Source organism: Bradyrhizobium monzae (assembly GCF_021458635.1).
GTDB lineage: Bacteria > Pseudomonadota > Alphaproteobacteria > Rhizobiales > Xanthobacteraceae > Bradyrhizobium.
On the sequence record NZ_JAIRDQ010000020.1, the window covers coordinates 12,061 to 29,792 of the forward strand.

At 62.7% G+C, this 17,732-nt stretch carries 20 protein-coding genes; 14 read left to right on the top strand and 6 right to left on the bottom strand.

Annotation, left to right across the window (positions count from 1 at the left end; translation table 11 throughout):
- Positions 1 to 28: 28 nt before the first annotated feature.
- A complete protein-coding gene (locus K3F49_RS38095) occupies positions 29 to 1,204 on the bottom strand; it encodes an acyl-CoA dehydrogenase family protein (protein WP_234685991.1) in 1,176 nt (391 codons plus the stop codon).
- Positions 1,205 to 1,228: 24 nt separating this feature from the next.
- Positions 1,229 to 2,218: a Bug family tripartite tricarboxylate transporter substrate binding protein gene (locus K3F49_RS38100; RefSeq protein ID WP_234685992.1), complete on the bottom strand. Its 990-nt coding sequence runs from the start codon at positions 2,216 to 2,218 to the stop codon at positions 1,229 to 1,231.
- Positions 2,219 to 2,482: 264 nt separating this feature from the next.
- Between K3F49_RS38100 and acuR the strand changes: the two genes are divergently transcribed.
- From acuR to K3F49_RS38135, 7 genes are all read left to right on the top strand, one after another.
- Positions 2,483 to 3,154 (top strand): acrylate utilization transcriptional regulator AcuR, encoded by a 672-nt coding sequence (gene acuR / locus K3F49_RS38105; protein WP_234685993.1) that lies wholly within the window; start codon positions 2,483 to 2,485, stop codon positions 3,152 to 3,154.
- A gap of 14 nt (positions 3,155 to 3,168) precedes the next feature.
- A complete protein-coding gene (gene acuI / locus K3F49_RS38110; RefSeq protein WP_234686029.1) occupies positions 3,169 to 4,152 on the top strand; it encodes an acrylyl-CoA reductase (NADPH) in 984 nt (327 codons plus the stop codon).
- A complete protein-coding gene (locus tag K3F49_RS38115) occupies positions 4,149 to 4,631 on the top strand; it encodes a tripartite tricarboxylate transporter TctB family protein (protein ID WP_234685994.1) in 483 nt (160 codons plus the stop codon). The genes acuI and K3F49_RS38115 overlap by 4 nt, the downstream gene beginning before the upstream one ends.
- Positions 4,632 to 4,638: 7 nt before the next feature.
- Positions 4,639 to 6,144: a tripartite tricarboxylate transporter permease gene (locus K3F49_RS38120; RefSeq protein ID WP_234685995.1), complete on the top strand. Its 1,506-nt coding sequence runs from the start codon at positions 4,639 to 4,641 to the stop codon at positions 6,142 to 6,144.
- A 56-nt stretch (positions 6,145 to 6,200) separates the two neighbouring features.
- Positions 6,201 to 6,698, top strand: a complete 498-nt coding sequence (locus K3F49_RS38125) for an ester cyclase (protein WP_234685996.1) — start codon at positions 6,201 to 6,203, stop codon at positions 6,696 to 6,698.
- A 299-nt stretch (positions 6,699 to 6,997) separates the two neighbouring features.
- On the top strand, positions 6,998 to 7,378 hold the full coding sequence (locus tag K3F49_RS38130; protein ID WP_234685997.1) for a RidA family protein: 381 nt from the start codon (positions 6,998 to 7,000) through the stop codon (positions 7,376 to 7,378).
- 133 nt (positions 7,379 to 7,511) lie between these two features.
- Positions 7,512 to 7,913: a GNAT family N-acetyltransferase gene (locus tag K3F49_RS38135; RefSeq protein ID WP_346657402.1), complete on the top strand. Its 402-nt coding sequence runs from the start codon at positions 7,512 to 7,514 to the stop codon at positions 7,911 to 7,913.
- Between the two features lie 405 nt (positions 7,914 to 8,318).
- Here the strand turns inward: K3F49_RS38135 and K3F49_RS38140 are convergent, their stop codons facing one another.
- From K3F49_RS38140 to madL, 3 genes are read right to left on the bottom strand one after another with little or no spacing between them, the layout of a single operon-like run.
- A complete protein-coding gene (locus K3F49_RS38140; RefSeq protein ID WP_234685999.1) occupies positions 8,319 to 9,050 on the bottom strand; it encodes a GntR family transcriptional regulator in 732 nt (243 codons plus the stop codon).
- The gene (gene madM / locus K3F49_RS38145) at positions 9,051 to 9,815 is read right to left on the bottom strand and encodes a malonate transporter subunit MadM (RefSeq protein ID WP_234686000.1); all 765 of its coding nucleotides are present in this window, start codon (positions 9,813 to 9,815) and stop codon (positions 9,051 to 9,053) included. It abuts the gene before it with no gap.
- Positions 9,812 to 10,246: a malonate transporter subunit MadL gene (gene madL, locus K3F49_RS38150; protein WP_234686001.1), complete on the bottom strand. Its 435-nt coding sequence runs from the start codon at positions 10,244 to 10,246 to the stop codon at positions 9,812 to 9,814. Before madL ends, madM begins: the two co-directional genes overlap by 4 nt.
- A 194-nt stretch (positions 10,247 to 10,440) precedes the next feature.
- On the opposite strand from madL, the gene mdcA reads away from it, so the two are divergent.
- The 7 genes from mdcA to K3F49_RS38185 are packed head-to-tail and all read left to right on the top strand — an operon-like array spanning position 10,441 to position 16,452.
- Positions 10,441 to 12,087, top strand: coding sequence for a malonate decarboxylase subunit alpha (gene mdcA / locus K3F49_RS38155; protein ID WP_234686002.1), 1,647 nt, complete (start codon positions 10,441 to 10,443; stop codon positions 12,085 to 12,087).
- A gap of 10 nt (positions 12,088 to 12,097) precedes the next feature.
- Positions 12,098 to 12,415 carry a malonate decarboxylase acyl carrier protein gene (gene mdcC, locus K3F49_RS38160; protein ID WP_234686003.1) on the top strand — a complete coding sequence of 106 codons (318 nt, stop codon included), beginning with the start codon at positions 12,098 to 12,100 and terminating at the stop codon, positions 12,413 to 12,415.
- On the top strand, positions 12,412 to 13,326 hold the full coding sequence (locus K3F49_RS38165; protein ID WP_234686004.1) for a biotin-independent malonate decarboxylase subunit beta: 915 nt from the start codon (positions 12,412 to 12,414) through the stop codon (positions 13,324 to 13,326). The genes mdcC and K3F49_RS38165 overlap by 4 nt, the downstream gene beginning before the upstream one ends.
- The gene (gene mdcE, locus K3F49_RS38170) at positions 13,313 to 14,050 is read left to right on the top strand and encodes a biotin-independent malonate decarboxylase subunit gamma (protein WP_234686005.1); all 738 of its coding nucleotides are present in this window, start codon (positions 13,313 to 13,315) and stop codon (positions 14,048 to 14,050) included. Before K3F49_RS38165 ends, mdcE begins: the two co-directional genes overlap by 14 nt.
- Positions 14,043 to 14,690: a malonate decarboxylase holo-[acyl-carrier-protein] synthase gene (gene mdcG / locus K3F49_RS38175; protein ID WP_234686006.1), complete on the top strand. Its 648-nt coding sequence runs from the start codon at positions 14,043 to 14,045 to the stop codon at positions 14,688 to 14,690. Before mdcE ends, mdcG begins: the two co-directional genes overlap by 8 nt.
- Positions 14,687 to 15,535 (top strand): triphosphoribosyl-dephospho-CoA synthase MdcB, encoded by an 849-nt coding sequence (gene mdcB / locus K3F49_RS38180; RefSeq protein ID WP_234686007.1) that lies wholly within the window; start codon positions 14,687 to 14,689, stop codon positions 15,533 to 15,535. Before mdcG ends, mdcB begins: the two co-directional genes overlap by 4 nt.
- The gene (locus tag K3F49_RS38185) at positions 15,535 to 16,452 is read left to right on the top strand and encodes an acyltransferase domain-containing protein (RefSeq protein ID WP_234686008.1); all 918 of its coding nucleotides are present in this window, start codon (positions 15,535 to 15,537) and stop codon (positions 16,450 to 16,452) included. The genes mdcB and K3F49_RS38185 overlap by 1 nt, the downstream gene beginning before the upstream one ends.
- An 88-nt stretch (positions 16,453 to 16,540) precedes the next feature.
- Here K3F49_RS38185 and K3F49_RS38190 read toward each other — a convergent pair whose 3' ends face one another.
- The gene (locus K3F49_RS38190) at positions 16,541 to 17,713 is read right to left on the bottom strand and encodes a cobalamin-independent methionine synthase II family protein (RefSeq protein WP_234686009.1); all 1,173 of its coding nucleotides are present in this window, start codon (positions 17,711 to 17,713) and stop codon (positions 16,541 to 16,543) included.
- Positions 17,714 to 17,732 lie beyond the last annotated feature (19 nt).

Here is a 17,732-nt window from a genome sequence, read left to right on the forward strand (position 1 = left end):
TCTTGTCCGTCAAAGGCTCGATTTCGATTCAGTCTCGGTAATCCGACGGTAGCCCACGCCCGATGCGATCCAGCAACATCTCGTTCGTGCCATCAGCGTAAGCCGCCATCCGGACCTCGGCGAGATGCATATTCAGACGGTGCGCCGCACTCGCGCCGGTCGCGCCGATGATCCGCACGCACTGATCGATCCCCCAGATGGCGGCATCGACGGCAAACTTCTTGGCCTGCGCCGCGAGACCCACAGGGTTTCCGCCGATCTGGACCTGCTCGGCGGCGCGAAAGACCAGCGCGTTCGCGGCCTCTAGCCGGACGGAGACCTCTGCGAGCTCCCATCGCAGACCCTGATGCGCGACGAGCGGCTTTCCGAACGCGTGGCGGTCTTCGCAATAGGCTACGGCCTCGCAGAGCGCCGCATGAAGCGTCGCAACGCACATGGCGGCCACATGTACGCGGGCGGCATTGACAGAGGCCATCGACGCCTTCAGTGCAGTACCGGGAGACGCGATCAAGCCCCATTCCGGCACGAAGTGATCGGCGAAGGCTATCTCGGCCAAGCGAAAGGACCGGGCGCCCGGAACGACGATCTCTTGTCGGCGGACGGTTGCGGCCTCACCCAGTGGCACATAGAAGCTCGCGATGTCGCCACCTCCGCCCCCAGCGTCTTGCACGCGCGCGAGCACGATGAGGCCGCCAACCATCATGCCGTTGGTGAGCCAGGCCTTGGTCCCGTTCAGCGACCAGCCGCCGGCGATAGGCGTCGCAGTTGTAGTCAGCGCGGCAACATCGCTTCCGCCGCCGGGCTCGCTCATGGCGGTGGTCAGAAGGAGTTCGCCTCGCAGTGCAGGCGTCAGGAGTTGCTCGATCTGCGCCGGCGTACCGGTCTGCGACAGGCGCGTCACGCCGCCCTGGTGATGGTTTAAGCAGAAGGCAGTCGCAAAGCTATGGCGCGCCATTTCCTGGGCGACACGGATCTTGCACAGATAGGACGCTCCGAAGCCGCCATGAGCCGGCTTCGCCTGTAGACCCAGCCAGCCGGTTGCCGCCCATGCAGCGATCCACTTTGCGGGAAACGCCTCGCCGGCGACGTGCGACGCCAGAACGGATTCTGCGAACACACCCGTACAAAATTCGCGTGTCGCCTCGACGTGCCTTCGCTCTTCCTCGGAGAGAAGCTCGTCGTACTGATGATAAAAGTCCAGCATCGGCGTTCCGATCAGGCTCTGCGACTAGCGCGCAAGGGACCCGCCCATCTCCTTGGCCCACTCATTCCAGAACGCGACCTCTTGTCCGATGTCGGTCGTAACGCTCTCCGCTGTCGAGCCATGAATCGGAAGAGCGCCAAGCGTCTCGAGCTGCGCCAGAAATTCCTTGTCGTCGGCGCCCTTGTCGAGTGCAGCGCCAATCTTCTCGACGACGTCCGGAGGCAACTTCGCCGGCCCGGCGATACCAAACCAAGGTGAAACGTCGAGCGGCTTGCCACCACCCTGCTCAACAGTCGGAAGCTCAGGGAAAGCCGGCGAGCGCTCGCTTGAAGCGACCGCAATCGCCTTGAGCGTCCCCGCCTTGATGTGCTGCGCGACCGTCGATTCGGTGAAGAAGCCGACCTGAACGACGTTCGCAATCGTATCGACGACCGGCTGGCCACCGCCAGAGTAATTGATGAACGTCATTTTGGTGCCGTTGGCCTTGTCGAACAGCGTGCCAGCGATGTGCGACGTCGCACCGAAGGTCCCACCGAAGTTCACTTCGCCGGGATGCGCTTTCAAATACGCAATGAGCTCCGAAATGGACGATACGGGCAAACCTGGATTGACCACGACAAGATTGCGCTGCTTTGCGATCTTGCGGATGTAAGTGAAGCTCTTCGCCTGGTCATACGGAACAGACGGATTGAGCGCGAGCGCCCGGGTGTTCGACGATTCGACCGAGACCAGAAGCGCATACCCGTCGGGTTTCGCCTTAGCGACGTTGTTTGCACCGATGAGGCCAGCAGCGCCACCGTTGTTTTCGATCACGACGGGCTGCCCCAGCTCCTTCGATAGTTTTTGTCCGATCACGCGACCGATAATGTCGGTGGGACCACCAGGCGGAAAGCCGACAACGAGCTTGATGGGCTTCGATGGATAGACGTCGGCCGCGATCGACGGGGCAGAGGCCAAACCGAAGCACAGCGAGACAGCAGCAAGCAGCAAAGCTCTTCCGAAGAATCGGATCATGGGGGCGTCCTCTCAAAGGATGGTTTCACCATCGAAGCTAGGACACATTGTGTCAAGTACGAAACCTTAATGGCGTCCATGCACCGCACCTCCGCAGCAAACAGCAGACGCACAATCACGCAGCAACTTGTGCCACTTCGATCAATAAGCTGCACAGAATACGGGTTTTGCTGCGTCGCAAAGACGATTTATGCGATTGCGACGGCTTTTCTGTTGCCTGAAAGAGCTTGGCGTGTTTCTAGACGATCGGTCTAATGGTGACACATGACGCAGAATAAGAACAAACCCCGGATAGTTACGGAGGCTGAACGGCGCGACCTCGGCTTTGCTGCAACGCGCAAAGTCCTCATTCGCTGTGGCATGGAGGTGCTGACGGAACAGGGGTTTGCGGCGACCGGCCTTGACGCTTTGTTGCGCCGCGCGACGGTGCCGAAGGGCTCGTTTTATCATTACTTCGGCAGCAAGGCGGACTTCGTTCGGGAAGTCATGAAGGCCTATGATGCGTTCTTCTGCCGAAAGCTCGATCGGGCTCTGAACAACGAAAGCCTCGCACCTTCCGAACGGATGTGCGCCTTCGTTGAGGATGCCAAGTCGGGCATGGCCAAGTACCAGTACACGCGCGGCTGCCTTGTCGGAAATCTCAGCCAGGATGTCGAGGCGCTCCCTGAGGACTACCGCGTCGCACTCGACAACATTGTGCAGGGCTGGCAGCGCAAGGTGGCACGCTGCCTCGAGCTTGCGCGCGAAGCCGGCGAGATCGAAGCGTCCGCGGACTGCGAGGCGCTGGCCGAGTTCTTCTGGATCGGCTGGGAGGGTGCGGTGATGCGGGCTCGCCTCGTCAGGAATAGCACGCCGCTCGACACCTTCATTGCGGGATTCATGGCTGGGCTACCGCGCCCGCGATCATCGAAATCCGGCCGAAAGCAGACGTCGTAGACAGGAGTTTGGTGATGTTGAAAGCCGTACTGATCGAAAAGGACGAACAGGGTTATCGGGCGAAGGTGACCGAACTGCCTGAAAGCCGACTTCCCGAGGGCGACGTGCTGGTCGATGTCGAATACAGCACGTTGAACTACAAGGATGGCCTCGCGATTACGGGCAAGGGACCGATCGTACGATCATTCCCTATGGTGCCGGGAATTGATTTCGCTGGCGTGGTCAAGTCGAGCTCCGATCCGGCATTCGCCGCAGGCGACCGCGTGGTTTTGAACGGCTGGGGCGTCGGCGAGCAACATTGGGGCGGTCTGGCGCAACAAGCCAGGGTCAAGGGCGACTGGCTTATCAAACTACCGGCCGCAATGCCTTCGCGCCTCGCGATGATCATAGGGACCGCCGGTTACACAGCGATGCTCTGCGTCATGGCGCTCGATAAGCATGGCATCCGTCCTGGCCCGGGCGACGTGCTGGTGACCGGCGCCGGCGGAGGGGTCGGCAGCATCGCGATCATGCTGCTCAGCAAGCTTGGCTTCCGTGTCGTCGCCTCGACCGGACGGCCCGAGGAGCGATCCTATCTGGAGAGTCTCGGAACCGCAGAAATCATCGACCGGGCCTCGCTTTCCGAGCCCGGCAAGCCCCTCCAGAAAGAGCGATGGATCGCCGCCGTCGATTCGGTCGGAAGCCATACCCTGGCTAACATCTGCGCCAGCACCAGGGCCGATGGCGCGGTGGCGGCTTGCGGTATGGCGCAAGGCCTCGATCTGCCGGCCAGTGTCGCGCCGTTCATCCTTCGCGGGGTCACGCTGTTCGGGATTAACAGCGTGACGCGGCCCAAGGCCGAGCGCGTTGAGGCCTGGGATCGGCTCGCCTCACTCCTATCGGCATCGGATCTCGAAAAGACCGCTGTCGAGATCGGATTGAGCGAGGTCGTGCCTGCCGCCGCTCGCCTCATGAGTGGCCAAGTGCGCGGTCGCACGGTCGTTGACGTGAACAGGTGAACGCCAAGGGGGCCCCGATGCGTCTGAGTATTCGAAATCCGGCTGACTTCTGGTCAGGGCTTCTGTTTCTGGCGGTCGCCTCCGTCTTTCTTTGGATCGCCCGCAATTACGACTTTGGCACACCCTTGCGCATGGGGCCGAGCTTCTTTCCGGTCGTGCTCTCGGTCGTATTGGCAGGCATCGGCCTCACTACGCTTCTGAGATCCTTCGCCGTGGACGATGCAAGACTCGACGGATTTGCACTCAAGGGATTGGCCCTAGTCACCCTCGGTTCCATTCTGTTCGGTGTCCTGATCGAGCGGGCCGGCATCATCATCGCGGTCTCTGCAATCACTCTCGTCAGCGCCTATGCAAGCGTCAAGTTCGCATGGAAGCAGGGGCTGATCATGGCCGCCTTGCTCTCGGCCTTCTGCGCGCTGGTGTTCGTCTACGGACTTGGCGTCCCCATGCCGATCCTCGGCTCCTGGTTCACAGATTGAGGGCACGATGGACATTCTCTCCAACCTTCTGCTCGGATTTCAGACAGCTGGATCGTTTCTCAGTCTTGGGTATTGCCTGATCGGCGTCTTCCTTGGAACATTGATCGGCGTTCTGCCGGGGCTCGGACCGGTCGCCACGATTGCGATGCTGCTTCCCGCTACGTTCGGCTTGCCGCCGGTATCCGCGCTCATCATGCTCTCGGGTATTTATTACGGTGCCCAATATGGCGGGTCGACGACGGCAATCCTGATTAACCTGCCAGGTGAATCCTCTTCCGTCATCACTGCGCTGGACGGTTACGCGATGGCGCGGAATGGACGCGCCGGCGTCGCACTCGCGACCGCTGCGATCGGCTCGTTCTTCGCCGGCACGGTTTCCACCCTTCTGCTCGCGCTCGCAGCTCCGCCGCTGGCGCAGGTGGCGCTGAAGTTCGGGCCGCCGGAATACTTCTCCCTGATGGTCCTGGGATTGAGCGCCTCGGTCGTGCTGGCGCACGGGTCGTTGCTGCGAGCGTTCGGCATGATCGTGTTCGGCCTGCTGCTTGGCGTGGTCGGAACGGACCCCAACTCGGCGGTGCAACGTTTCACCTTCGGCATACCTGAGCTCGCCGACGGGATCGGATTTGTCACCGTCGCGATGGGCATGTTCGGCGTCGGCGAGATCATCCGCAACCTCGAAAACGAAAGCGATCGCGCCGTCTTCGTCAGCAAGGTCACGAACCTGATGCCGACCCGCGAAGACTGGCGACGCATCGTCGGACCGATCCTACGCGGGACTATCCTCGGATCGGCACTCGGCATTCTTCCCGGTGGCGGGGCCATGCTCTCCTCGTTCGCCGCCTACTCGGTCGAGAAGAAGATTTCGCGGCGGCCATCAGAGTTTGGCAAAGGAGCGATCGAGGGCGTTGCGGCGCCGGAATCTGCAAACAATGCAGGCGCGCAGACCTCCTTCATTCCGATGCTCACGCTTGGGATTCCCTCGAACCCGGTGATGGCGCTGATGATCGGCGCGCTCATCATTCACGGTATTCAGCCCGGACCGGCGGTCATGAGCCAGCAGCCCGCCCTATTCTGGGGGATCATCGCTTCGATGTGGATCGGCAACTTCTTCCTCATTTTGCTCAACCTGCCCCTCGTCGGGATGTGGGCGAAGATGCTGACGATCCCCTACCACATCTTGTTTCCCGGCATCATGGTGTTCTGTGCCATCGGCGTGTTCAGCTTGAACAACACATCCTTCGACGTGTATCTCATGGCCGTCTTCGGCCTGCTCGGCTACGTGTTCGCCAAGCTCAAATGCGAACCTGCCCCCATGCTGCTCGGCTTCATTCTCGGGCCAATGATGGAAGAAAACCTGCGGAGATCGCTCACGCTGTCGCGCGGGGATCCGTTGGTTTTTGTGAAGAGCCCCATCAGCCTGACGATGCTAATCATCGCACTCCTCGCCTTGTTGATGGTCCTTCTTCCCTCGTTCCGAAAGACCCGCGAGGACGCCTTCGTGGAAGAGGACTAAGAGGACTAATCCGAAAGGCGAGTCATAAGACGAGTAAAATCAGGCAGGAGAAGCAAATGATTGCAGCGCCACCTGGGCTTGAGACCGCGATGGAATTGGATCCCCGCAGCCTCACTCCACAAAAAAAGCTGGTCTTCCGATTCTACAAGGACATGTGGGATCGCGCGGATGTCAGCTTAATTCCCGAAATCTTTCATCCGGATTTCACGTTCCGTGGCTCACTCGGCCCTGTTCTGGTTGGACACTCGCAGTTCGGGGACTATGTACGATGGATCAACGACGCTCTCGACGGTTACACCTCGGACATTCTGGATTTGATCGAAGAGGGTGATCGGGTATCCGGAAAGCTGCGTTTTCACGGAATTCATCGAAAGCCGCTCTTTGGGCGCGAGCCCACCGGGCAGCATGTCTGGTGGTATGGCACTCCGATCTTCATCTTCCGTGGCGGGAAGGTTCAGGATCTATGGGTCCTGGGAGATATTCATGGGCTGCTAGGCCGGCTCGATGGAGCCCAAGACGTGCCGCCGAAATTCAAGCCACCTATGTCGCGTTGAATTAGAGAACCGGTCAGTGGTGGAGTCGGAGACGCGACCGACTACCCCATCTGGTCCAACAGAATGTCGCTCGGTGTTTAGATTGCTGCCATCGACGGAGATCTTACGCCGATCATCGCGACGAAGCGGTTCACCGCAACCGCGTCTATTTGGCCGCATTGGCCATACTGGCGGCGATTTTCGGCTCTGCGAGCGAGCCCGCTTTAACTTCAGCCCGGTGATCTCGCTGGGGTACTTTTCTTCAACTGGCTCTCCCTGGCAAACAGCGCGGGATGAATCAACAAAGGAGAATGGCAATAATGGGCAGAGAAGCAATCAACGCCGCAGGCGCCGCTGCAGTCGGTCCTTACTCCCACGGTGTGGTCGCGAATGGTTTCATCTATCTCTCCGGTCAGACCCCTATCGATAGCGTCACTGGCCGATTGGTCGAAGGTGGAATAGAGGCCCAAGCGTACCAATGCTTCCGCAACCTTGTAACGGTTCTGGAAGGGGCAGGTCTCTCGTTGGATAATGTCGTCAAGTGCAACGTCTTCTTGACGGACATGGGCGATTTCACCGCGATGAACGCTGTCTACGCGAAGCACTTCTCAGAACCCTATCCCGCACGCACAACAATCGGCGTCGCCTCGTTGCCATTGGCAGCGAAGGTCGAGATCGAAATGGTTGCCGTCAAGTCCTGAGCGTCGGCCCGCTTCAATCCGCTTCAATAGGAACTGCCGATGTCCCGCACCATAGTTCGCTCGATGGTGGAAACCGATCTCGACGACGCCTGGAACCTGTCCCAACGGTTTCTTTGGCCTCATCGCCGCGAAGATTGGGCATTTTTGCTTGCTTTTCGCTATGGGCCCCACTTTGGCGACTGTGGGCATGGTGATCGTTGACAAGTCGATGCAAGGCCAAGGCGTCGCCCGGGAGCTCATGCTGGATGTGATGGCACGTCTGAAGGGGTGCACGATTGTCCTGCAGGCCACCCCGAGCGGTGCGCCGCTCTATGCCAAATTAGGCTTCGAAGACATCGGGTTGCTATATCAGCATCAGGGCATCGCGCCGGCAGTGCCTCAGCCAACACTATCGCCAGGCGAGCGGATCCGCCTAATCGGATCCGACGATTCGCATCTCGCCACACTTTATTCACAGGCGAGTTGCTCCGATCGAAGCGACCTGGTGGAAGCATTGTTTGCACGGGAGTCTTTCCAGAGACCCTTATCGAAATAATATCCGTAGGCGCGGTACAGCCGTTCGATCGCTCTGCTGTTCTGCAGGTTAGCGACCTTCCTCTCGAGCATTGCCACGCGTGCCTCGAGGTCGAGCGACTGGGCAATGCCCGGCGACATGCTGCTCGTCAACGCAACTAATACAACCGGGATTGTCAGAGAGCGCATCTATTTTTCCGAATGTCTGGGAAAAATCAGTAAGCGTCCGGCACGCTTTAACAAAGACCGTTTCCATGGTCGAGGTTTCGCAATAAGGATCAGGCAAGCGTCTGATGCATGAGATCCCGTCGTTGGTGTCGTCTAGTATGACGACTCCGCCCAAGGCTCCGCGAGCCATCTCCCTAGGAAGACCAAGGCGAACGAGTTGCTGGCCAGTGAATTGACCGAGCACAGGTTTTGCATTTCTTTATTGATCCGACAGCGAGCCATCGCTGATGCTCCGCGATCCATCTTTGCCAAAGCGATCATCGATGTAGCGCCCGAGCGCCGCAGCGGCATTCAACATATGAGCGCGCATTCTGCGCGATGCGGTATCGCCGTCCCCTTCCGCAATCGCCTGCATGATCGCCTCATGCTCGTCACGAGACCGACGAATGCGATCACCCTGCCGCAATTGAGTGCGACGGAAGGCGCTGAGCCGCGAGCGAACGTCTTGCGCTTGCTCGGCGAGGAACGAGTTGTGCGTCGCGCGGTAGATACATTCGTGGAATTCTCGATTGAACGTGTCATACGCATCGACATTACTCGCCTCGACCATCGTCAGCGAGCCCTCGTGGAGTTCGATCAGACGACTGCGCTCAAGCGGCGTCATGCGGTAGGTCGCCAGCCTGACGCACATGGCCTCCACCTCGGCACTAGTCTCGAACATGTCCATGATACGTTCGGGTGTCATCCGCGCAACGACAAGACCGCGGCGCCCGCGCACCTCCACCAGGCCGCTGATTGCGAGTTGTCGCAGCGCCTCCCGCACCGGCGTGCGGGAAGCCCCGAAGCGATCGGCAAGCTGTTGCTCTTCCAAGGCCGAACCGGCGACGAGCGTTCCGGACGCGATCTCGTCAGTGAGCGCATTTCGGATGCGATCGGAGAGCAGTCCTCCATCGTCTTCCGCATCGGCTGCGACCTTGAACAGACCTGCCATTCACTCTCCTATGATCGCGCGCACCGCGAAATAAAGGATGGACGGCGCGACCAGACATCCCAACCCGGTGTGAAACGTCGCGGTCAATGCGCCGTAAGGCACCAGACGCCGATCGGTCGCCGCAAGCCCTCCGGAAACGCCGCTGACCGTTCCCATCAATCCACCGAACACCATCGCGCTGCGCGGATTGTTGAGGCCGATCATCTTCGCCACGAACGGCGTGCCGATCATCACGATCACTGCCTTGAATACACCCGTCGCGATCGAGAGCGCAATAACCGGTGATGACGCGCCGATCGCCGCCCCCGTGACCGGTCCCACGATGTAGGTGACCGCGCCGGCACCGATCGTCGTCAACGATTCGGCGTCAGTGTAGCCAAACGCCGCGGCGACGAGAACGCCGAGAATGAACGGAACGACCGTCCCCAATCCGAGCGCGACCGCACCGATCAGCCCGGCCTTGCGCGCATGGACCACGTCGACCTCGAAGGCGGTGGCGACGATGGCAAAGTCCCGCAGCATCGCGCCGCCCATCAGGCCGATCCCGGTCAGCGCCGGCAGATCGGCGACGCCCTTTTCACCGCCGGTGGCGATGCCGCCGAAAAAGGCCAGCACGAGACCCAGCATGATCGCGATCGCCGAGCCGTGGATGCGTCCGAAGGTGAGGTATTTCGAGATCGCGCCGGAAATCCACATCAGGATCCCGACGGCGGCAAAGGCGGTGATCAGCGAATTTGCAGCGAGAATGTGAGATATCATGGTCATCCGACCCTCCCGGACTTGAAGTGAGGCACGCTCGCCTCGAGCGCCTCTCGGGCCTCGATCTCGTCCATGGTCTCGACCGGGCCACTGAACCGGCCGATCAAAGCCACCATCGCGAAACACACCGCGACCGCGCCGGCGCCCGCAATGACGACGATCGGACCGCCTTTTGCCGCGGCGACGACGTTCTGCTGCGCGGCCATGGCAACCACGATCGGAATGTAGAAGCTGCCCCAGAACTCGACGCCGGTATTGAGCCCGCGGCTGAGCAGGCCGTGCCGCACCAGCCAGAGCCGGGCCGCGATCAGGAACATCATCGCAATGCCGACGCCGCCGACATTGGCCTTCACACCGAGGGCGACGCCGAGCAGGTCGCCAAGCAGGCTCCCCAGCAGCGTGCAGATCGCAAGGAGCGCTACGCCGGAAATGGTCACGGACGCCTCCCCTCTGCGAGCGGAGTACGATCCGCAGGACTTGGACTATCTGCATGCATTCGCATCGTAAATTCCCTCCTGTGTATGCGAATATCCATCGCTTATAGGTTTTGTGTATACGCTAATTGACTTTTGAAGGCAATACGCATACATTAAGCGTCATCAAAGCCAACCCCGCATGCCAAGGAGCCGAAATGAGCGATTGGGGTATGCAAAAGGCCGCCCTCGGCGAGCGCCTGGCAGCCGGCCGACAGCACGCCAAGGGAAAGGTCGTCCCGATCCCGAGCCTGCCCGCGTTTCTGAAAGCGGTGATCCGGTCAGGGGACCGGGTGTGCCTGGAGGGCGACAATCAAAAGCAGGCCGACATCCTCGCCGCGGCGCTCGCGAACCTCGAGCCCCAGGATGTCCATGACCTGCACATGGTGCAGTCGGGCGTCGTCCTGCCCTCCCATCTCGACATCTTCGAGAAGGGCATCGCGCGGCGGCTCGACTTCTCCTATTCGGGCCCGCAGTCGGCGCGCATCGCGCGGATGCTGTTCGGCCGCAAGATCGAGCTCGGCGCGGTCCATACCTATCTGGAGCTGTTCGCCCGCTACTTCATCGACCTCACGCCGAACGTCGCGCTGATCGCGGCCGTGAGTGCCGACAAGGACGGCAACCTCTATACGGGGCCGAACACCGAAGACACGCCGACGGTGGTCGAGGCGACGAGCTACAAGAACGGCCTCGTCGTGGCGCAGGTCACCGAAATCGTCGACAAGGTGCCGCGCGTCGACATCCCCGGCGACCTCGTGCATTTCGTGGTCGAGGCCGGCCGTCCCTTCTATGTCGAGCCGCTCTTCACCCGCGACCCCGCCGCCATCACCGAGACCCAGATCCTGACGGCGATGCTCGCCATCAAGGGCATCTACGCACCCTACGGCGTGCGCCGACTCAACCACGGCATCGGCTTCAACACCGCCGCGATCGAGTTGCTGCTGCCGACCTATGGCGAGAAGCTCGGTCTCAAGGGCAAGGTCTGCACCCATTTCGCGCTTAACCCGCATCCAACCCTCATTCCTGCGATCGAAGCCGGCTGGATCGACCAGATCCACTGCTTCGGATCGGAGGTCGGCATGGAAAACTATGTCGCCGCGCGCTCCGATATCTTCTTCACCGGTCCCGACGGCTCGCTGCGCTCGAACCGCGCCTTCTGCCAGACGGCGGGCCTCTATGCCTGCGACATGTTCATCGGATCGACGCTCCAGATCGATCTCGAAGGCCACAGCTCGACGGTGACGACCAGCCGCATTGCCGGATTCGGCGGCGCGCCCAACATGGGATCCGATCCGCGCGGCCGCCGCCATCCGAGCGAACCCTGGCTCAAGGCCGGCGCCGAGGCCGATCCCGATTCCAACGCAGCGCTGCGCCGCGGCCGCAAGCTCGTGGTGCAGATCGGCGAGACCTTTGGCGAGCGCAGTGCCCCGCTGTTCGTCGAGCGGCTCGATGCGCTCGATCTGGCGCAGGAGCTCGAGCTCGATCTGGCACCGGTGATGGTCTACTCCGACGACGTCACCCACATCGTCACCGAGGAGGGCATCGCCAACCTCCTGATGTGCCGGAGCAAGGACGAGCGCGAGCAGGCGATCCGCGGCGTTGCCGGCTACACCGACATCGGCCGCGCGCGTGATGCGAAGCTGGTCGAGCAGCTCAGGCAGCGCGGCGTGATCCGCCGTCCCGAGGATCTCGGCATCGATCCGCTCGACGCCGACCGGCGCCTGCTGGCGGCGCGCTCGATCAAGGACCTCATGCTGGCCTCCGGCGGCCTCTACCGTCCGCCCAGCCGCTTCCGCAACTGGTGAGGAGTTTTCCATGGAAAAGCTCAGCTTCAGACTGACCGCTGCCAGATCCGCGGGCGGCACCCGCGCGCAGGCGATCGTCGGCGTCGTCGCCTCCGGCAATCTCGAGGTGCTGCTGGAACGCAGCCACCCGGCCGACACCTGCACGATCGACATCGCAACCGCAGCCCACGGCTTCGGCGCGGTGTGGGATGCCGTCGTCCGCGACTTCGTCGCCCGCCGCTCTGCCGGCGGCTTGCGCATTTCCATCAATGACGGCGGCGCCAGGCCCGACACGGTGGCGCTGCGCCTCGCCCAAGGCATCCGCAAGATCGAGGAGCCGGAACGATGACAGCCGTCACAGCCAACGCCAATTCGCTGAGCTGGTACGAGGCGAGCGCCCGGCAGCGCATCGACGCACTGGTCGATGCCGGCAGCTTTGCCGAATTCATCGGCCCGGAGTTGCGCGAGATCAGCCCGCATCTGGCGATCTTCGACCTGCCGGAGCAGTTCGACGACGGCATCGTCATCGGCCGCGGCCGGCTGGACGGCGCGCCGGTGCTCGTGGCCGCGCAAGAAGGCCGCTTCATGGGCGGCGCCTTCGGCGAAGTCCACGGCGCCAAGCTCACCGGGCTGTTGCGCGCCGCGCGCGCGCTCGAGCAGGACGTTCTGATCCTGTTCGACACCGGTGGCGTGCGGCTCCAGGAGGCCAATGCCGGCGAGCTCGCGATCGCGGAGATCATGCGCGCGGTGATCGAGGCGCGGCGCGCCGGCGTTAACGTCATCGGCCTGATCGGCGGACGCGCCGGATGCTATGGCGGCGGCAGCCTGATCGCCGGCACCTGCTCGCGCCTGATCGTCTCCGAACAGGGACGGCTCAGCGTCAGCGGCCCCGAGGTGATCGAGACCAACAAAGGCATCGAGGAATTCGACTCGCGCGACCGCGCCCTGGTCTGGCGCACCATGGGCGGCAAGCACCGCTACCTCATCGGCGGCGCCGACACCTTCGTCGACGACGAGGCGCTGGCGTTCCGCGAGGCCGCGATCAACGCACTGAAGGCCGGCAGACGATGCGACGTGACGGTGCTCGAAGCCGAGCAGACGCGCCTCGAGCGGCGGCTGCAGCGTTTCGGCGCGGCCGAGGACGCCGTCGAGATCTGGGAGAGGCTCGGCATCGACCAGCCGACCGAGATCCCCGGACTTCCGACCGGCGCATTTCTTCGCGCGGCAGCCAACAGGGAGAACGCCGATGACGCTCGATGATATCCTGGCCGGCCTGTTCCCGAACGGCAGCAAGATCGACATGACCGGCGCGATGATCGCGGGACAAGCGACGCTGCCTGACGGCAAACCAATTCATGTGCTTGGCGTTACCCAGGGCCAGCCGCTCGGCGCGGACGAAGCCATCGTCCTTGCAGGGCGGGTGATCGAGATCGTCAAATCAGGAGATCGGGCGCCGATCCTGTTCTTGGTGGATTCCGCCAGCCAGCGCATGAGCAAGCGCGACGAGCTTCTCGGCCTCAGCGAATATCTGTCTCATCTCGCCAAGACGCTGCTGCTGGCCGAAGCCGAAGGACACCGTACCATCGGCCTGCTCTATGGCGGCAGCGCCGCCGGCGCGTTCATTGCGACGGCGCTTGCCACAGGCACGCTGGTGGCGCTGCCCGGTGCGCATCCCGCGGTGATGGATCTGCCGTCGATGGCGCGGGTCACCAAGCTTCCGATCGACGTCTTGAGGGCGAAGGCGGAAGCCACGCCGGTGTTCGCCCCCGGGCTCGACAACATGGTGTTGACAGGCGGCATTCACGCCGTCTGGGACGAAGCTGCGCCGTTGGCGCCGCAGCTTGCGGCCGTGCTGCAACGGCCGCAAGGACAGGATGATCGCGGCCGGCTCGGTACTGAACGCGGCGGACGGCGGAAAGCCGCCGAACTCGCTGCGCGCGTTGCGTTCGCAGCGGCCTCACATCACGGGGCGCGACATGGCTGAGCCGCTCGCGCGCCACAGCATGGTGAAGGCCTCGGCAGCCGGATGGGCCGCCGTGATGAACCGCTATCCCGAGCTCGCCAGCGAGCCGATGGTCGCGGGCTGGGCACACGCCGGCCGTCCCCTCGTCGTTCGCCGGCCGGCTTGCAGCGATACCGCCGGCATGATCCCGCTCGGTCTGCCGCTGCCGCCGAGCCACGGCAAACGGCGCATTGCGGTCTCGCTCGCCGCGGCCGATATCGTCGCATCCGCGCCACCTCCGTTGTTGGCCAACGCCGCCGCAGCGGCGCCCGCGCACTGGCGCGAGACGATCGCCTTGCTGCTCCGACTTCTGCCGGAGACCCGCACCTATGGCAGCCTGGCCTGGCAGCACCTCACCGGCCTGCCCTATCTTTCGGATGGATCGGACCTCGACTTGCTCTGGCCGCTATCGTCCGCAGAGCAGGCCAGAACCCTGCCGTCCGACATCGCGCGGATCGCGAAGCAGGCGCCGATGCGGCTGGACGGCGAGATCATAGGTCCCGCAGGCGGGGTTCAATGGCGCGAGCTGTCCGGCACTGACGAGGACGAAATCCTCGTGAAGGGCCCGACCGGCGTCATCACCACGACGCGTGCAGCCTTTCTCGCGAGGTACGCGTCATGAACGTTGCGCTGAGACGACAATCACTGCCGGGACGCGCGCTTGATGCGGAGCAGCTCGGCCATCTCGCATCGCATTGCCTGAAGCTCGAAGTCGAGACCTACCCGAAGCCGGGGCTGGTCAGCCATGTTGACAACGGCGCGCATCGCGACATGGATGCCGGGCTCTTGTGCCTGAGCGCCGACACCCTGACGCCGTTCTTTCGCGAACTCGCGGCCGCGGGTGCCGAAGGTGCCGGCATGAACCGGCTGCGCGCGATCGGCGTTGCCGCGGAGCGCGCGATGCTGGCCGCGACCTGCGGCGTCAACACACATCGGGGCGCGATCTTCGGACTGGGTCTGCTCTGCGCCGCGGCCGGATACCGGAACGCCGTCGGCATTCGCAAATCCCTCGGCCGGCTGGTTTCGGAGCGCTGGGGCGAAGACATCCTGTCAGGCCCCGTATCGCTTCGCAGCCATGGCGCCGTGGCCGCGCGGCGCTATGGCGCCGGCGGCGCCAGGGCGGAAGCCGCCGATGGCTTTCCGTCGGTCTATGACATCGCCCTGCCTGCGCTGCATGCGGCGCGCAAGCTTGCGCCACAGGACGAGGAAGCCGTGCGCCTTCAAACCTGCATGCGGCTGATCACTGAGGTCAACGACACCAACCTGCTGCATCGGGGCGGCCCCGAAGGACTGCGCTTCGCGCAAGCCAGCGCCTCCACCTTCCTGGCCGCCGGAGGCGTCGGATCCCCAGGATGGCGCAGGCGCGCCGCCGATCTTCATCACGCCTTCGTCGCGCGCAATCTCAGCCCCGGCGGCTCGGCGGATCTGCTCGCGATGACCCTGTTCGTCATTCGGCTGGAGGTCTGATGCTGGCCCTGCTCTGCGGTGGACAAGGGACGCTCTCGGACAATACCTTCGATCTTGTCGCGGGCCAGCCCGCCGCGGAGTCGATTTTCGCTGCAGCAACCGCCGGTCTCGGTGAGGACCCGCGGGAGTTCGTGAGGACGCGAGGCGCGGACGAGCTGTCCGCCAATCATTCCAGCCAGATCCTGACCGTCACTTCGGCTCTCGCGATCCACGCCTGCATCGCCGACCTCCTGACCGAGCAGACCGCCGTCACGGGCTATAGCGTCGGTGAGATGGCGGCCTGGAGCATCGCGGGAATCTGGACCGCTGAGGAAGCGTTGCGGCTGACGGATACGCGCGCCCGGCTAATGGAAGACGCCGCGGGACCAGATGGCCGCCTCGGCTATGTCCGCGGGCTCGACCTGGCGACGCTCGAACGCCTGCTCGAAAACTATAGCTGCGAGATCGCCATCAAGAATCCCGGCCTGCTCTTCGTGGTCGGAGGCGCGGAGCGGGATGTGATCGATCTCTGCGACGAGGCTGCGAAGGACGGAGCGCGCACGGGCCTTCTCGCGGTGAAGATCGCGTCGCATACGAGGAGGCTCGCGCAGGCCTGCGAACCCCTGCAACAGGCGCTCGACGCCAGCAGGCATTCGGCCATCGCAAGCGAGCGGTTTCTGCTTGCCGGAGGTGACGGCGAGCGCATCTTCTCCGTCGCGGGCGCCACGGCGAAACTGGCAGACCAGGTCGCGCGCCCGATCGACTGGTCGGCGACACTGGAAGCGCTCGCAGAGCTGGGCGTAACCCGGGTGCTGGACCTCGGCCCAGGACATGCACTGGCCGAGATGATGCGAGCCTCCCAGCCGTCCATGCGCTGCTACGCCGCCGACGGATTTCATTCAGCGGACGGGCTGCGACGCTGGATCGCCGCCACATAGGCAATGGAACGGCACGCTTCCAATGCGCGGCATTTCGACTGAATTGCGCGCCATAGCCAAAGCCTCGCAATAGATCAGAGGCACAATGCTATGTTGTACGCCAAAGGCGCGAGGTCGCAAGGTCCGCCCCCTCGCGCATGGCCTTGAACTTCTCCCAAACCACCGTGTTGTGCACCTCGGTGCGATAGAGCGCTTGGGACGAGAAGCCACAATCCGCAGTCGCAACAACGTTCTCCCGGCCAACCAGGTTTGCGAACCGAATAAGCCGCTCGGCGATCCATTCCGGATGCTCCACGATGTTGCTCGCATGTGTGATCACTCCCGGGCATATTACCTTGCCCTCCGGCAACTTCACGCGCTCAAAGAGATGATACTCGTGTTCATGGCGCGGGTTTGCCGCCTCGAAACTATATGAACCCGCATTGACCTTGAGCACGTACGCGATGATTTCGCCGAGGGACGACTCGTGGATTCGAGGCCCCTCGTTGATCCCGTAGCACGTGTGGAAACGAACTCGCTCAGCCGGGATTCCGTTGAGCGCCGCGTTTGTGGCTTCGACATAGACTTCCGCGCGGCGTTGTTTCTGCGCGTCGTCCAAGCCGGGCTCGACGAAGATATCCGCCAGGAACGGATCGTCCACCTGCACCAGCAGGCCGGCGTCCACGATGGCCCGATATTCCTTGTTCAGTTCGGCCGCGAGCGCGTGGAAATACTCTTCTTCCGTTTTGTAGTATTCGTTTCGGCCAACGCCGGACGGAGCCGTCGCCGGCAGAAACACGCGATGGTTCGGCACACCCGCGGCTTTGGCGGCAGCCTTCACATTCGCGATGTCGATCGCGAGCTTGTCCTCGCCCTTGTATTTCACCGGCCCAGTGCAGACGACGGGAGCGATTGGTAGAATGGCGCCGCCCATCATCGCTTCCTTGAAATACTCGGCGTAGTATTCCGGGAACGCAGCGACTTCCTTCTGGAACAGAGCCAACCTGTCGTCCGGCCGGGACTCGAATCCATCGAAACGTTCTCGGATATAGGTGAAGAATCCGGGCTTAGAGAATTCCCCATCGGTCACGATCTCGATGCCGCTCGCAACCTGCTTTCTCACGCAGTCCGCGACCGATCGGGCCAGCACGGCATCGAGCTCGGACGACTCATACGGCTGCGCAGCGTATTTCGCTTTCAGGAGATCGAGAAGATCATGCGGCCGCGGGATGCTGCCGATATGGGTCGTCTGGATGTGATCGGTATTCTGCTGCAAGGCCATAGCTACATCTCCAATCGCC

Coding starts and splice junctions, on each gene's coding strand:
- K3F49_RS38185 (WP_234686008.1), top strand. CDS start 15,535: ATGCTGGCCCTGCTCTGCGGTGGACAAGGGACGCTCTCGGACAATACC.
- K3F49_RS38130 (WP_234685997.1), top strand. CDS start 6,998: ATGGGCAGAGAAGCAATCAACGCCGCAGGCGCCGCTGCAGTCGGTCCT.
- acuR (WP_234685993.1), top strand. CDS start 2,483: ATGACGCAGAATAAGAACAAACCCCGGATAGTTACGGAGGCTGAACGG.
- mdcE (WP_234686005.1), top strand. CDS start 13,313: ATGACGCTCGATGATATCCTGGCCGGCCTGTTCCCGAACGGCAGCAAG.
- mdcC (WP_234686003.1), top strand. CDS start 12,098: ATGGAAAAGCTCAGCTTCAGACTGACCGCTGCCAGATCCGCGGGCGGC.
- K3F49_RS38125 (WP_234685996.1), top strand. CDS start 6,201: ATGATTGCAGCGCCACCTGGGCTTGAGACCGCGATGGAATTGGATCCC.
- K3F49_RS38100 (WP_234685992.1), bottom strand. CDS start 2,218: ATGATCCGATTCTTCGGAAGAGCTTTGCTGCTTGCTGCTGTCTCGCTG.
- madM (WP_234686000.1), bottom strand. CDS start 9,815: ATGACCATGATATCTCACATTCTCGCTGCAAATTCGCTGATCACCGCC.
- acuI (WP_234686029.1), top strand. CDS start 3,169: ATGTTGAAAGCCGTACTGATCGAAAAGGACGAACAGGGTTATCGGGCG.
- K3F49_RS38165 (WP_234686004.1), top strand. CDS start 12,412: ATGACAGCCGTCACAGCCAACGCCAATTCGCTGAGCTGGTACGAGGCG.
- mdcG (WP_234686006.1), top strand. CDS start 14,043: ATGGCTGAGCCGCTCGCGCGCCACAGCATGGTGAAGGCCTCGGCAGCC.
- K3F49_RS38120 (WP_234685995.1), top strand. CDS start 4,639: ATGGACATTCTCTCCAACCTTCTGCTCGGATTTCAGACAGCTGGATCG.
- K3F49_RS38190 (WP_234686009.1), bottom strand. CDS start 17,713: ATGGCCTTGCAGCAGAATACCGATCACATCCAGACGACCCATATCGGC.
- mdcB (WP_234686007.1), top strand. CDS start 14,687: ATGAACGTTGCGCTGAGACGACAATCACTGCCGGGACGCGCGCTTGAT.
- mdcA (WP_234686002.1), top strand. CDS start 10,441: ATGAGCGATTGGGGTATGCAAAAGGCCGCCCTCGGCGAGCGCCTGGCA.
- K3F49_RS38095 (WP_234685991.1), bottom strand. CDS start 1,204: ATGCTGGACTTTTATCATCAGTACGACGAGCTTCTCTCCGAGGAAGAG.
- K3F49_RS38140 (WP_234685999.1), bottom strand. CDS start 9,050: ATGGCAGGTCTGTTCAAGGTCGCAGCCGATGCGGAAGACGATGGAGGA.